The organism is Agrobacterium sp. MCAB5, assembly GCF_052114365.1.
Classification (GTDB): domain Bacteria; phylum Pseudomonadota; class Alphaproteobacteria; order Rhizobiales; family Rhizobiaceae; genus Agrobacterium; species Agrobacterium tumefaciens.
In genome coordinates, this window is sequence record NZ_JBFREP010000002.1 from 99,923 (window position 1) to 114,695 (window position 14,773).

Sequence of the window (14,773 nt, forward strand, 5' to 3'; positions counted from 1 at the left end):
CGCCATGCCCGCCGACGAAAAACTCACCCTTCATCTGGCAGAAGCCATCGCCGCCTCTGATCCGCTCCGCGACGAAGAGGCTGTGACGATCGCCCGCACGGCGCTGATCGACTTTTTTGCCTGTATGCTGGGTGGCGCTTCCGACCGAAGCACGAAAATCCTCATCGACAGCTTTACGTCAGGCACATCCGGCACGGCGGGCATTGTCGGCCATGATCTGCGCACGGATGCATTCACCGCCGCACTCATCAATGGTCATGCGGGGCACGTGCTGGATTATGACGACGTCCATGGCAGCGTGCGCGGCCACCCCACCGTCGCCATCGTTCCCGCTCTATTGGCTGTTGCGGTCGAGGAAGGCTCTACGGCGGATGCATTTATCGCCGCCTATATTGTCGGGCTGGAAACCATGGCGCTGCTTGGCCTGTCGCTCGGCACCAAGCATTACGAAAATGGCTTCCACGCCACCGCGACCCTCGGCCCCATCGGTGCGGCGGCGGCCATTGCCCATCTTCTGAAATTCACCCCGCAGACGACCGCTATCTCACTCGGCCTTGCCGCCACGCAGTCTGCGGGACTTCGCCTGCAATTTGGTTATGATGCGAAGCCACTGCATGCCGGGCTTGCGACACGCGCTGGCCTCACCGCCGCGCGGCTGGCAAGATCAGGTTTTCAGGGTGCGCCGGATTTTCTGGAAAACCCTATCGGCTTTTATTCCGCCTTCGCCTTTGGCGCGGAACAGCCGAAACGGCTCCTGTCCGGCTGGGGTACACCCTGGCAGATCGTCTCTCCCGGATTGACGCTCAAGGCATTTCCCTGCTGCACCGCCAGCCACCCTGTTGCCGTTGGTGCGCTTGCACTGCGCAGCGCCAATGATCTGGCACCAGATGAAATCGAAACTGTCGTCATCACCTTTCCCCCGGGAGGCGATGCCGCTCTTGTGGGTTCGGCCACACCCGCCACGGGCATCGATGCGCGTTTCAGCGCCGAATATGTCTTCGCCGCCGCACTGACGGATGGCGCACTCGGCATCAGCCATTTCGACGAACGCCCTGCACGCGCCGACCTGCTTGGACTTTCCGCAAAAGTCTCGCGCCGGCACGACGAGACCGCCCGCCGCCTCTCGCCGGATCCTACCACCCGTTTCGTGGTCATCGACGTGACGAAGAAGGATGGCACAGTGCTGTCGCGCCGTATTGACGGTCTTCCCGGCATTGATGACCCCACGGAAAAATTTGCCGACGCCACCGGCGGCAATGAAAAATTCGCCGGAATTCCGGCACTGGTGCGGACCATGAAAACCGCAACCGACCTCAAGAAGCTAGAAGCGCTTCTGGCAACGCAAATATAACACGACCGAAATAAAGGCATGATCACCATGACCACGAATACCCGCAAAAGACAGATGCATCTTGGCCTGTTCCTGCAAGGAGCCGGCCACCACGTTTCCGGCTGGCGTCACCCGGATGCGGAAGCCGGCAGCGAGAATTTCGACCTGTTGACCCGTGTCACGAAAATGGCCGAAGATGCCAAGTTTGACATGGTCTTTCTGGCAGATGGCCTCACAAGCGGCGTCGACGCCCATCCCTCGATGATCGCCCGTTTCGAGCCGCTTACCCTGCTTGCGGCGCTTGCCATGGTGACAAACAAGATTGGACTGGCCGCCACCGCCTCCACCACCTATGGTGAGCCCTACCACACCGCACGCGCCTTCGCCTCCATCGACCATCTCAGCCACGGGCGTGCGGCGTGGAACATCGTTACCACCTCCTATGCCCGCACGGCGGCGAACTTCTCCAAGAGCCATCCCGAGCATGACGAGCGTTATGCCGTTGCGGAAGAATATGTGAACGTCGTGCGTGGCCTGTGGGACAGCTGGGACGACGACGCCTTCGTCAAGGACAAGGAAGGCGGCCGCTACGTCGATCCGCAGAAGGTCCATATTCTCGATCACGAAGGCAAATATTTCACGGTGAAGGGTCCGCTGAACATTCCGCGTTCGCCGCAGGGTCACCCGGTTCTCATTCAGGCCGGCTCCTCCGGCCCGGGGCAGGATCTCGCCGCCCGCACTGCCGATATCGTCTTCACCGCCCAGCAGGCCATTTCCGAGGCGCAGGCCTTCTACACCAGCCTAAAGGCGCGAGTGGAGAAATTCGGCCGCGATCCATCAAGCGTCGCCGTGATGCCCGGTTTCATGCCCATCATCGGCAAGAGCTTCGAAGAGGCCGGCGAAAAGCTGAAGGAGCTGAACCGTTGGACCGATATCAAGAGCGCCATGCCGTTGCTTGAGGAACGCATCGGCCATAGCCTTACCGAGTATGATCTCGACGGCCCGCTGCCGGACCTCCCTATTTCAGACCAGTTGCGCAGCCGCGCCGAACTTTTGACCGAACTGGCGCGCCGCGAAAAGTTGACGATCCGGGAACTGGCGCTGCGCGTTGCAGCTGGTCGTGGCCACCATATCGTCATGGGCACGGCCAAGGACGTGGCGGATCGCATGCAGGAGTGGTTCGAGAACGGCGCGGCCGACGGCTTCAACGTCATGCCGCCCTTCTTCCCCGGCGGGTTGGAAGAATTCAACCGCGAAGTCGTGCCGCTCTTGCAGGAACGTGGCCTGTTCCGCAAGGAATACGAAGGCTCGACGTTGCGCGACCATCTCGGCATCAACAGGCCTGCCCTGCGGGCATAAAAACGGATGCCCGGCGACGGGCATCCGCATGACAAGAGGCTCACGTGGAAGCAGGCTGTCGCCGATCCGTCAGGCTGCTTTCCTTCCCGACAGTTTCACACTGTGGCTCGTCCGCGACGAGTTGGATGAAATGGATGCCCCGTCGTCGCGCTGGGTCGCGCGGCGGTTCAGTTTGAACAGGCTGACCAGTTGCGCCAGCACATCCGCACCCTGGGCAAGGGTAGCGCTAATGGCGGTCGTGCGCGCGCTCATCGCCGCGTTTTCCTGCGTCATCCGGTCGAGCTGGTTGACTGCACGGTTGATTTCGCTGATGCCTAAGGCCTGTTCATCGGCGGCCTTGGCGATCATATCGACATTGCCGTCAATGTGCTTCACCAGCGCATCGATCTGCTTCAGCGCCTCACCCGTCTCGCCAACAAGCCGCACGCCTTCCATAACCTCGGTGCCGGAATTGTTGATGAGCGCCTTGATTTCCTTGGCGGCACTGGCGGAGCGTTGCGCAAGTTCGCGCACCTCCTGTGCCACGACCGCAAAACCCTTGCCCGCATCGCCCGCGCGCGCGGCTTCGACGCCCGCATTCAGGGCAAGAAGGTTGGTCTGGAAGGCGATTTCGTCGATAACGCCGATAATCTGGCTGATTTCCCGCGATGCCGTCTCGATGCGCTGCATGGCGTTGACGGTACGCCCAACGACTTCGGTGGAAGCCGCCGTTGACGTCCGCGCACTCTGAACGAGTTTTCGGGTTTCCTTGGTGTTTTCCGTCGATGCCCGTACGGTCGCGGTGATTTCTTCCAGCGCCGCCGAGGTTTCCTCCAGCGCCACGGCCTGCTCACGCGATCTTTCGGCGAGATGAACAGAGGCTTCGCTGACTTCCTGGCTGCTTCTGGTCAGGTCATCGGTCTGCCCAAGAACATTTTCCAGGGTTTTCTGGAATTCGGCGATGGACTTGTTGAAATCCCGTCTCAGCCCCTCGAACTCACCCACGAAAGGCTTGTCGAGCGTGACGCGGATGTTGCACTGGGAAAGACGCTCAAGCGCAGCGCCCAGTTCTTCCACCGCATGCACGCGGTCCGTTACATCGAAGGCGAATTTCACCACCTTGACGACTTTTCCCCGCTCGTCGATGATCGGGTTGTAGGACGCCTGGATGAAGACGCGTTTTTCGTTCTTGCCAAGCCGCATGAACTGACCGGTCGAGAACTCTCCCTTACTAAGATCTTTCCAGAAATTGCGGTACTCTTCGGACTGCACGTAGCCACGCTCACAAAACATCGAATGATGGTTGCCGATGATCTCTTCCGCCGTGTAGCCGAGTGCTGTCAGGAAGTTTTCATTCGCGGAGAGAATTTTCCCCTCGGGCGTAAACTCGATCATCGCCTGCGCACGCGAAAGCGCTGCCAGCTTGCCGTTATCCTCGGTGCTTCGGCGCTTCGTCGCCGTGATATCGGAAGCGATCTTGACCACCTTGTAAGGTTTGCCGAAACGAAAAACCGGATTGTAGGAGGCTTCAATCCAGATGTCGTCGCCGGTTTTCGACCGCCGCCGATATTGGCCCTGATCGTATTCGCCGCGTGAGAGTTTCGCCCAGAAGGCCTTGTATTCGGGTGACGCTGCATCTTCGGGAGACAGGAACATGCTATGGGGGCGTCCGATGATTTCTGATTGCTGATAGCCGACCGCCTTGCAGAAATTGTCGTTCGCTTTCAGAATTTTGCCAGTCAGATCGAACTCAATGATGGCTTGCGAGCGGCTTAGGGCATCAAGTACCGCAGATGCGTCCGTACCGAGTTTGAAAAATTGAGACATGTCTTTGAACTCCCAACAATAACTTGTATGCGGACCTTTCCTCCTCGATGCCAAAGAGATGAAAATAAAGGATCGGTCTGCGTGTACGCGGAACCTAGCCGGACACCGTTAAATAGCAATTAATGATGACCCATAACTATTGGTCCAATGACCGAAACTGTTGGCAAGAATACTTCAGACCGAGCTGCCTTTACCAACCCGTCCTCACCGGATGAGAACCGCTTATTTGCCACAGTGCTGATATTTCTGCCGCCGCAGAGCGATACGGGCTTTCATCGGTACGGCATTCATTGTTATGGCGGGCTTGAAAGATTTGTGTTGCAGGAGCGCCGATGACCAAAACCCTGAAATGCGACGTGCTGGTGATCGGCACCGGCATTATCGGTTCCATGGCGGCGCTTTACCTGCAAAATGCCGGGCGTGAGGTCTTTCTTCTGGAGCGCGGTGAAGTTGCCCGGGGCGCAAGCTCCGGTAATGCCGGTATCCTCGCCTTTCCCGAAATCATCCCCATTCCCGCCCCCGGCATCATGAGAAAAGCACCGCGCTGGCTTTTCGATCCGCTTGGCCCGCTCAGTGTGCCGCCTGCTTATGCGCCGAAGATCGCGCCGTGGCTGTGGCGTTTCTGGCGCGCCAGCGCTGAGCGCAACTTTCGCCACGGCCTGAGAACGCTCAGCGAGATCAACCGGCTGTCTGCCACCGAAATGGCCCATGTCGCCGCCATGCCGGAGCTCTCGCACTTTGTCGCGAAAACCGGCACGCTCGATCTTTACGACAGCGAAGCCAGCCTCAACGCTGCCCGCAAGGACTGGGATGAAAAGGAACAGGCAGGCTTCTCTTCCAAGCGTGTCGCCCGCAACGAGATAGACGAATTGCAGCCGGGTCTTGCCCCGCAATTCCGCCACGCCATGTTCTCGCCTGATGGCTTGCAGGTCTCCGATCCCTACGACTTCACCCGTGCCATTTTCGACCTGGTGATCGCCCGTGGCGGAAAGCTGCGCAAGGGCGAGGCAGAACGCATCGACGCCGTCGGCGAAAGTACGATCGTGACCCTGGAAAACGGCGACAAGATTGACGCCGACAAGGTGGTGATCGCCTGCGGCGCGTGGTCCAAGCCGCTTGCCGCAACACTTGGCAACATCGTGCCGCTGGAAACCGAACGCGGCTATAACACCACCCTGCCCGCCGGCGCCTTCAACCTCACGCGCCAGCTTTATTTCAACGACCACGGTTTTGTCGTTACACCGCTATCTTCCGGCATCCGCGTTGGCGGCGCAGTCGAGTTGGGCGGTCTGGAGTTGAAGCCGAATTTCAAGCGATCCGAGGCCATGCTCAAAAAAGCCGGTCGTTTCCTGCCCGGTCTCAAGGTTGAAGGCGGCCAGCAATGGATGGGGTTCCGCCCTTCGATGCCGGACTGTCTTCCCGTCATCGGCACGGCGCGCACCACACCTTCCGTCATCTATGCCTTCGGCCATGGTCATTTGGGGCTGACGCAATCGGCAGCTACCGCCCGCCTCGTGACGCAACTGGCAAACGGCGAGGAGACCGCAATATCGGTCGATCCGTTCCGTCCGGGGCGTTTTTCCTGACAATGCGGAAATCCGGTTTCAAGCCGGTTAGAGTTTCTACGGTTTAGCGGACGCCTGCACGCTATTTCACCTGCTGTACGGAATCTTCCGGAAACTCCACCGTGGCGAAGGATGGATAGACCTTTCGCAGGATCGTCACCTGCTGCTGATCGCTCACGCGCAGCAAATACCATTGCGTACCGTCTATAAGCGCCAGGGTATGGGATTTCGCTTCGATCGTCTGGCCGCCAGTTTCCATTACCGTTTTCGTCGGAACGAGCGCATAGGGTGTTCCATCAGGCGTCTGCTGCACACTGATCGCCGCCGTGTCCATGGTGAATTCGGTAATCTTGACTGCTGCAAGCGCCATTTGCATCTGCGTGGTCAGAGCGCTACGCAACTGCCCGACGGAAACACCCGCGTCGTTTGCAATGAATTCAAAGATTTTCGGCGGCACCGTCCGGCCGACAAAATCAAAATCCTGCGCATTCAAGGCGGCGCTGAACCGCTCTATCTGTGTTTGCAGCTTGTCTTGCTCAGACGGCAAAAGATCGCGCGACAAAGCGGTATGCGACATAACCGCCAGCAATAACAGCCAGGCAAACAGGCGTTTCATTGCTTCGCCTTTCCGGGTTTGGGCTTGCCGGTAGCAAGGCATCGCAGCGTCCGCGCCGCGACACGCTTGTGAACAGCGTTGTTCAGCGCAGCAGAATGAAACCCGCAGCCGAAAGCACGAGGAAAACGATAAGGCCGCCAAGGAAACCCACGGACGTGAAGAAACCCGCGACCATGGCCAGCATCAGCACGCAGACCAGCATCGTGCCATACTTCGTCATGGCAAGAAAAGCGTTGTAGGTCTTTTCATGCTCGGCGTAGTTCATCTCGGCGCCAACTTCGACCGGACCTGTGTGGTGTTCGCTCATTCCGCTTCCCCTTCTGCTCCATCCGCCATACCCGCCGCACAAGACAATTTGCCCTGCGGACGATAACGGGCCCATGCCGGATTCTCCGGGGCCAGAGGTAACATGAAGTCGGCGAAAAGTGCAATGCGTTCCACACGAAAGAACATCGATGACAAGCGGGGCAAACGGTATGCCGTGCAAAGCGTGCCGTCGTGCAACATTCTTTTGTAAACGGTTGAAAACGGCGGCCATACGGCCGGTTTAATAGTGGTTTCGGTTGCTTTTCGGACAGCCTGCCCATACACGGGATTCTGTGGGGAGGAACGCCGGAATTTGGCTGTGCGGATACGCGTGGAGGCGTGCCCGTCACGATGGCCGACCGGCTTGCTTGCCACCATAACCCGCAAAGGGCCCGGCAAGGGAAGAGGGGAAAGTCATGAAACCGCTTTTGAAATTAAGTGCGCTGATCGACCTTGTCAGCGAAGCTCTGGGCAAGGTCGCCGGTTATCTGGTGCTTGTCTGCTGCCTCGTCAGCGCCGGAAACGCCATGGTGCGTTATACCTTCAACTATAGTTCAAACGGCTGGCTCGAAATCCAGTGGTACATGTTTGCCTTCATCGTGCTGGTGGGTGCCTCCTACACGCTGCGCATGAATGAACATGTGCGGGTGGACATCATCTACGGGGCTATCTCGTCTCGCACGCGCCTGTGGGTGGACATCATCGGCATCGTACTTTTTCTTATGCCCGCCTGCTTTTATCTGGCCTGGCTTTCCTGGCCGATGTTCATGCTTTCCTGGCATCAGAACGAAATGTCCTCCAATGCCGGCGGGCTCATCCGCTGGCCGGTGAAACTCATCATCTTCGCCGGTTTCGCCCTTCTGGTTCTTCAGGGATTTTCCGAACTCATCAAGCGCATAGGCGCCCTAAACGGGCTTTATGCGCTCGATACGAAGTACGAAAAACCCCTGCAATGATCGCCGCGATCTGAACCTTCAGGATATTTCCCATGTTCGAATATGGAATTCTTCCGCCACTGATGTTCCTCGGCATGATCATCTTCATGCTCTACGGATTTCCGGTTGCTTTCTCTCTTGCCACCGTCGGTCTGGTTTTCGGCGTCATCGGCATCTTCACCGAGCATTTTTCGCCGGCCTTCCTTCAGGCCTTGCCGCTGCGCATCTTCGGCATCGTCTCGAACGACCTGCTGCTCGCCATTCCGTTCTTCACCTTCATGGGCGCGATCCTGGAGCGATGCGGGCTTGCCGAAGATTTGCTTGAAGGCACGGGCAAGCTGTTCGGCGCCATTCCAGGCGGCCTCGCCTATGCCGTCATCATCGTCGGCGCAATCCTTGGCGCGATCACAGGCACGGTTGCCGCCTCCGTCATCACCATGGGTGTCATCTCGCTGCCAATCATGCTGAAATACGGTTACAATCCGCGCCTCGCCACCGGCGTCATCGCCGCATCCGGCACCATCACGCAGGTCATTCCGCCTTCGCTCGTGCTGATCGTTCTTGCCGACCAGCTCGGTAAATCCGTGGGCGACATGTATCTCGGCGCGATTGGCCCGTCGATCCTGCAAGTCGCCATCTTCATGCTCTTCATCCTGTTCATGTCGATCGTGCGGCCGAAGGATTTGCCTGCTTTGCCGCCAGAAGCGCGGGGCGAACTCAACCGTGCACTGGTATTTCGCGTGCTGGCGGGCATGGTGCCCTCCATCGTGCTGATCTTTCTCGTGCTCGGCACCATCTTCCTCGGCCTTGCAACACCAACGGAGGCCGGCGCGCTCGGCGTCGTCGGCGCCATGGCGCTGGCCGCAGCCCACCGCCGCCTCACCTGGGATCTCGTCAAGCAGGGCATGCATTCCACCATGCACATCACGTCCATGGTGGTGTTCATTCTGGTAGGCGCCACCTGCTTTTCCCTCGTCTTTCAGGGCATGGACGGTTCGCTGTGGATCGAGCACATGTTGTCGGGCATTCCGGGCGGCCCGATCGGCTTCCTGATCTTCGTCAACATCTTCATCTTCTTTCTCGCCTTCTTCCTCGATTTCTTCGAGATCGCCTTCATCGTCATCCCGATGCTCGCACCCATCGCGCAGGCGCTCGGCATCGACCTGATCTGGTTCGGCGTGCTGATCTGCATCAACATGCAGACCAGCTTCATGCACCCGCCCTTCGGTTTCGCGCTGTTCTACCTGCGCTCAATCGCGCCGCGCACGGTCAAGACCTCGGATATCTACATGGGTGCCATTCCCTGGCTCGGCATGCAGCTCATCCTCGTCGCCATCGTGATCTTCTGGCCGGAATCCGTCACCTACTGGTTGGACAAAGCACCCCAGGTGGATCTCAACTCCATCAAGATCGAAGTGCCTGCCTTCGGCAATCAGGGCGGCAACACCATGCCCAATTTCGGCCTTCCAGGAGGCCAGCCGGGTGGGTTGCCAGGCATGCCTAACCTCGGTGAACCACCGAAGATCGGGCCTTAACCGGCGTCTTTTGCGGATTTTTCGGAGAACTTATCATTGCTGTGTGGAAGACAGGGTTGCACCCCTGCCTTCCATTTACTCTGTGTGGAAATTGAACCTGACAGTCATCGACCAGCCTGTCCGGTTTTTCCGAGGTCAGCGTGGCCAATCCTTGCCGAGACTGCGCCTGGTCACTGAGCCTGCTGCTTTTGCTTCCGACAGCCCCAATCGTCAATCGCCCTTTCCTGGCGGGCGGATGCAGGCGCGACGGCACAACAAAAACCCCGGGGACCGAAGTCCCCGAGGCTTTTGTCCGGTCCGCCGCACCGAATAATCAGAGCTTGCCGTTACGCTGCTGGATCATCATGAAAGTATCGAAAGTATATTCCGCAAGCTGCATCCACAGGTAACCCTCGCGCTTGAAGGCAACCTGATCCTCGTAGATCTTCTTGAAGTCCGGGTTGGTTGCTGAAATATTGGCATAGACTTCCAACGCCGCCTTATAGCAGGCCTCGAGGATTTCCTGGCTGAAGGGCCGCAGCACGGCACCTTCCGAAACCAGCTGCTTGATGGCGATCGGGTTTTTCGCGTCGTATTTCGCCATCATGCTGGTATTGGCGAAAGCGCAGGCATCCTGGAGCACCGTCTGGTAGTTCTTCGGCAGGCTGTTCCACTTGTCCAGATTGACGAAGGAATGGATGACCGGGCCGCCTTCCCAGAAGGCCGGGTAATAATAATATTTCGCCACCTTCTGGAAACCGAGCTTGTGGTCGTCATACGGACCAACCCATTCCGCAGCGTCGATGGTTCCTTTTTCCAGCGCCGGATAGATATCGCCGCCGGCGATCTGCTGCGGGACCACGCCGAGTTTTTCCACCACTTTGCCGGCAAGACCGGCAATGCGCATCTTCACGCCCTTGAAATCGTCGACGGTGTTGATTTCCTTGCGGAACCAGCCGCCCATCTGGGCGCCGGTATTACCTGATATCATGCCGTAGAGATTGTGCTTGGCGTAGAACTCGTTGAGCAGCTTGTTGCCGTTGCCTTCGTAGAACCAGGAATTGGTCAGGCGGGCATTAAGACCGAACGGTATCGCCGTGCCGATAGCGAAGGTCGGATCCTTGCCGACGTAATAATAGGAGCAGGTATGGCACATTTCCACCGTACCCGATGATACGGCATCGGCTGCTTGCAGGCCGGGCACGATTTCGCCAGCCGCAAAGGGCTGGATGGTGAAATTGCCGTCGGTAGCGGCCGCCACATGTTTGGCAATATCCTCGGCGCCGCCATAGATTGTATCGAGAGACTTCGGAAACGACGACGTCAGTCGCCAGGTGATCTTGGTATTCTGTTGTGCAATTGCGGGCGCAGCCAAGGCTGTCGCAGCAGCCCCCGCCAGCGCACCTTTTTTCATAAAGGAACGGCGATCCATCTATATCCTCCCAGATATCAACGCTGCCCGCAGCTTGAATTCCCCTCGTGCTGTTCAGGCATCGCAGCAAAGTAAGCACGGTTACCGCCCAGCTGACAAGCACCCGCGCCAAGAATTAATTGCCGGAAAACCAGCCATATCAGGATTTTTTCGGCGGCCTCTTCGCTATTTTATTTGCAACTGAAATATCGCGACGCCGCCTTATACTTTAGCCGCATATATTGCGTTCCGAGGACGAAACACATGCTTGACTTGGCCCGCTGGCAGTCGCACAAATTTTCGAAGATTCGCCCCCGGAGCCACCATGCCAAAACCGATTATCGCCGTCCCCGCCGACATCCGGCATTTCACCGGAGCCGACTGGCACGCCGCGCAGAACCAGTATCTTTCCGCGGCGCTGAAGGTGGCTGATGTCATGTCCTTCATCGTTCCGGCCTTTGAGGACGGCAATGAGGTCGATGCCATCCTCGACCGGGTCGATGGCCTGCTCGTCTCCGGCTCGGCCACCAATGTCCACCCTTCTCTTTACGGAAAAGAGGCACAGGAGAGTGACGGCCCGTTCGATCCAGCCCGCGACGCCACCAGCCTGCCGCTGATCCGCCGGGCGTTGGAACGCGGCATTCCGATGCTTGCCATCTGTCGCGGCATTCAGGAGCTGAACGTCGCGCTGGGCGGCACGCTTGCTTCCGAAATTCAGGAACAGCCCGGAATATGGGACCACCGAAAGCCGGAACATGAAGACCGCGACGTGGCCTTCGCCATCCGCCAGCCGGTGCATGTGCGCGAAGGCTCCTGCATTGCGCAGCATCTTGGCGTGTCGGGAGAAATCCAGATCAATTCGCTGCACCGGCAGGCAATTGCCGAGACCGCGCCACGCCTGCAGGTGGAGGCGACAGCGGCAGACGGCACGATCGAGGCCGTTTCCGTCATCGATGCCAAGGGCTTTGCCGTCGGTGTGCAATGGCACCCGGAATATTGGGCCGAGACAGACGCACCCTCGCGCGCTTTGTTCGAAGCTTTTGGCAAGGCAGTTCACGAGTACCGGAACAGCAAGACCTGAAACCGACCCCTCCCCTCCAAGGCCATTCAGGTCCTTGTCGATAGGACAAAAAAAGGGGCAAGCCTGAAAGCCTGCCCCAGGTCCGGGAGGAGAAGTGCTTAGCGTTTTGCGCGTTTCTTCTGGCGGTAGACGTCAGCGACGACCGCAGCCACGATGATCAGTCCCTTGACGATCTCCTGGTAATAGGCATCGACCCTGAGGAACGTGAAACCGGATGTCATGACACCGAGAATGATGGTGCCGATCACTGTGCCGGTAATACGGCCAGCACCGCCGGCGAGCGAAGTGCCGCCGATAACGGCAGCGGCGATGGCGTCGAGTTCATACATCACACCCATGCCGGCCTGCGCCGTCTGTGCACGGGCGGCGGTGACGACGCCTGCAAGACCGGCCAGCATGCCGGCAATGGCATAGACCTTGATCAGATGCGCCTCGATATTGATACCGGAAACGCGGGCGGCCTGCTGGTTGGCGCCGATGGCATAGGTGAACTTGCCGTAACGGGTGTAACGCAGCGCAACGTGGAAAATAACCGCGACGACGAGGAAAACCACGACCGGCCAGACACCTGTACCGATGAAGGTGAAACCGTCGGTCAGACCGGAAATCGGCTGGCCCTTGGTGTACCATTTGGAAAGGCCGCGCGCCGTCACCATCATGCCGAGGGTTGCGATGAAGGGCGGGATTTTCGTACGCGCTATAAGCTGCCCGTTGATGAAACCGGCCAAGGCGCCAGCCAGAATGCCGACAGCCAGCGGCATGAAGAAAGGCAGATCGGTCAGACCCGGGTAAAGCGCCCGCGGCCATGTGGAGGCCTGCCCCACGCTGGCGGACAACATCGCCGTCAGACCGACGACCGAACCGGAGGACAGATCGATGCCGCCGGTGATGATGACCTGCGTGACGCCGACGGCGATGATGCCGATGACCGACACCTGCAGGATCATGATCGTCAGGCGCTGCTGGTTAATCAGAAAGCTCTGGCCGATGAAAATCCAGCCAAGAATTTCGTAAACCAGCGCGATGCCAATCAGCACGAAAAATATATTTGCTTCGGGCGGTATGCGCCTGTGCGGCTTGCGTCCGGATTTTGCATCCAACTCTGCGTTGGCGGCGGCGTTCGTATTCATAGTCATTCCTCCTCGAGAAATCCCGGCGCGCCTCACCGCGATGCGAGATCCATCACTTTCACCTGTGTGGCTTCACTTCTGTCAAGGAAGCCCGTCACGCGACCTTCATGCATGACCATGATACGGTCGCTCATGCCCAGAACCTCCGGCATTTCGGAGGAAATCATGATGACGGCGACGCCATTGCGCGCCATCTCGCCAACCAGCTTGTGGATTTCGGCCTTTGCGCCAACATCGATCCCGCGCGTCGGCTCATCCAGAATGAGGATGCGTGGCTGTGTCAGCATCCAGCGCCCGATCAACACCTTCTGCTGATTGCCGCCCGACAGGTTTTCGATGCGCTCGTAAAGATTGGGCGTCTTGACCCGGAGCTTGCGGCACATGTCGTCGCAGGCTTCCGAAAGCGTCTTTTCCTGCACGAAGCCGTTGGCGACATATTTGTCCTGTAGAACCGCGATCTGCATGTTCTCAAGAATATTTAGGATCAGCAGGCAGCCGGTATCCTTGCGGTCTTCCGTCAGGAACGCCATGCGGTGACGGATCGCCTCTGTTGGACTTGCGATCGACACAGGCTTGCCGTTGATTTCCACAGTGCCCGAAGACGCCGGCGTAACGCCGAACACCGTTTCCGCCACGTTCGAGCGGCCAGAACCGACAAGGCCGGCGACACCTAGAATTTCCCCGGCGCGAACATCAAATGACACGTCATGGAAGACGCCGTTCAGCGTCAGGTTCTTGACCGACAGCACCACATCGCCGATCGGAACCTCTTCCTTCGGGAACATCTGGGTAATTTCGCGCCCCACCATCATGCGGATGATGTCGTCTCGCGTCACATCGGTGGACGCGTGGGTGCCGATATATTTGCCGTCGCGAAAGACGGAAAACTCATCGGCGATCTCGAAAAGCTCATTCATCTTGTGAGTGATGTAGACGATGCCGATACCGCGGTCCCTGAGGTCGCGGATGATGCGGAACAGATGTTCCACCTCGCGCTCAGTCAACGCTGACGTCGGTTCGTCCATGATGAGAACGTCGGAGTCGTAGGAAACCGCCTTGGCGATTTCGACCATCTGCCGGCTTGCGACCGATAGTTCGCCGACACGCATTTCCGGATCGAGATCGATACCGAGCCTTTCGAGCAATGTCTGGGTGCGGCGATACATTTCGCCATGGTCGATAAAGCCCAGTCGGTTTTTTGGCTCGCGGCGAATCCATATATTCTCCGCCACCGTCATATAGGCCATCAGGTTGAGTTCCTGATGGATCATCGCAATGCCGTTTTCGAGCGCATCAAGCGGTGAATCGAGGCGTATCGCAGCGCCCTTCAGCCGAATTTCTCCGACATCCGGCTGGTAGATACCTGCCAGAATCTTCATCAGCGTCGATTTACCGGCGCCATTCTCACCCATCAGCGCATGCACGGTGCCGCGCTTGAGGTGGAACGAAACGTCATCCAGCGCGACAACGCCGGGAAATTCCTTGCGTATGCCGTCCGCTGCGAGAAGATATTCTGCATTGGGCACGGCGCCGCTGGCGCGCACGGCGGCCATTGTCGATGGGCTGACGACCATCTTATCCTCCACGATAGACAAAAATGACCGGGGAAGAGGTTTCGCCAAAAGGCGCCCATCCTCCGGGGAGGCTTACAGCGCCGTGCCGATCAAGACACACAAGAGCGCTGTAACACTTTAAATTCACTGAAATACTATTCTAGCCT

At 58.4% G+C, this 14,773-nt stretch carries 12 protein-coding genes; 6 read left to right on the forward strand and 6 right to left on the reverse strand.

Going from position 1 to position 14,773, the window contains the following annotated elements:
- The first annotated feature begins 4 nt into the window (after positions 1-4).
- Both AB4Z23_RS05240 and AB4Z23_RS05245 read left to right on the forward strand, forming a co-directional pair.
- Positions 5-1,351 (forward strand): MmgE/PrpD family protein, encoded by a 1,347-nt coding sequence (locus AB4Z23_RS05240; protein ID WP_441360018.1) that lies wholly within the window; start codon positions 5-7, stop codon positions 1,349-1,351.
- Positions 1,352-1,369: 18 nt separating this feature from the next.
- Positions 1,370-2,689 (forward strand): LLM class flavin-dependent oxidoreductase, encoded by a 1,320-nt coding sequence (locus tag AB4Z23_RS05245; RefSeq protein WP_162685975.1) that lies wholly within the window; start codon positions 1,370-1,372, stop codon positions 2,687-2,689.
- A 69-nt stretch (positions 2,690-2,758) separates the two neighbouring features.
- Here the strand turns inward: AB4Z23_RS05245 and AB4Z23_RS05250 are convergent, their stop codons facing one another.
- On the reverse strand, positions 2,759-4,495 hold the full coding sequence (locus AB4Z23_RS05250) for a methyl-accepting chemotaxis protein (RefSeq protein WP_065659559.1): 1,737 nt from the start codon (positions 4,493-4,495) through the stop codon (positions 2,759-2,761).
- A gap of 332 nt (positions 4,496-4,827) precedes the next feature.
- Between AB4Z23_RS05250 and AB4Z23_RS05255 the strand changes: the two genes are divergently transcribed.
- Positions 4,828-6,081, forward strand: a complete 1,254-nt coding sequence (locus tag AB4Z23_RS05255; RefSeq protein ID WP_003510975.1) for an NAD(P)/FAD-dependent oxidoreductase — start codon at positions 4,828-4,830, stop codon at positions 6,079-6,081.
- 61 nt (positions 6,082-6,142) lie between these two features.
- Here the strand turns inward: AB4Z23_RS05255 and AB4Z23_RS05260 are convergent, their stop codons facing one another.
- On the reverse strand, positions 6,143-6,676 hold the full coding sequence (locus AB4Z23_RS05260; protein ID WP_413373049.1) for a hypothetical protein: 534 nt from the start codon (positions 6,674-6,676) through the stop codon (positions 6,143-6,145).
- 82 nt (positions 6,677-6,758) lie between these two features.
- Positions 6,759-6,983, reverse strand: a complete 225-nt coding sequence (locus tag AB4Z23_RS05265) for an aa3-type cytochrome c oxidase subunit IV (RefSeq protein WP_003510978.1) — start codon at positions 6,981-6,983, stop codon at positions 6,759-6,761.
- Positions 6,984-7,398: 415 nt separating this feature from the next.
- Here AB4Z23_RS05265 and AB4Z23_RS05270 point away from each other — a divergent pair, with 415 nt between their 5' ends.
- Positions 7,399-7,938, forward strand: a complete 540-nt coding sequence (locus AB4Z23_RS05270) for a TRAP transporter small permease subunit (RefSeq protein ID WP_003510982.1) — start codon at positions 7,399-7,401, stop codon at positions 7,936-7,938.
- Between the two features lie 32 nt (positions 7,939-7,970).
- On the forward strand, positions 7,971-9,452 hold the full coding sequence (locus AB4Z23_RS05275; RefSeq protein WP_003510985.1) for a TRAP transporter large permease: 1,482 nt from the start codon (positions 7,971-7,973) through the stop codon (positions 9,450-9,452).
- Positions 9,453-9,765: 313 nt separating this feature from the next.
- On the opposite strand, the gene AB4Z23_RS05280 is transcribed toward AB4Z23_RS05275, so the two are convergent.
- Positions 9,766-10,863, reverse strand: coding sequence for a TRAP transporter substrate-binding protein (locus AB4Z23_RS05280; protein WP_003510986.1), 1,098 nt, complete (start codon positions 10,861-10,863; stop codon positions 9,766-9,768).
- Between the two features lie 304 nt (positions 10,864-11,167).
- Between AB4Z23_RS05280 and AB4Z23_RS05285 the strand changes: the two genes are divergently transcribed.
- Positions 11,168-11,923, forward strand: a complete 756-nt coding sequence (locus tag AB4Z23_RS05285; RefSeq protein WP_080801247.1) for a gamma-glutamyl-gamma-aminobutyrate hydrolase family protein — start codon at positions 11,168-11,170, stop codon at positions 11,921-11,923.
- 98 nt (positions 11,924-12,021) lie between these two features.
- Here the strand turns inward: AB4Z23_RS05285 and AB4Z23_RS05290 are convergent, their stop codons facing one another.
- Together AB4Z23_RS05290 and AB4Z23_RS05295 are read right to left on the reverse strand one after the other, a co-directional pair.
- Complete coding sequence (locus AB4Z23_RS05290; RefSeq protein ID WP_113291570.1) at positions 12,022-13,053, reverse strand: ABC transporter permease; 1,032 nt, start codon at positions 13,051-13,053, stop codon at positions 12,022-12,024.
- A gap of 32 nt (positions 13,054-13,085) precedes the next feature.
- The gene (locus tag AB4Z23_RS05295) at positions 13,086-14,627 is read right to left on the reverse strand and encodes a sugar ABC transporter ATP-binding protein (protein ID WP_003510992.1); all 1,542 of its coding nucleotides are present in this window, start codon (positions 14,625-14,627) and stop codon (positions 13,086-13,088) included.
- Positions 14,628-14,773 lie beyond the last annotated feature (146 nt).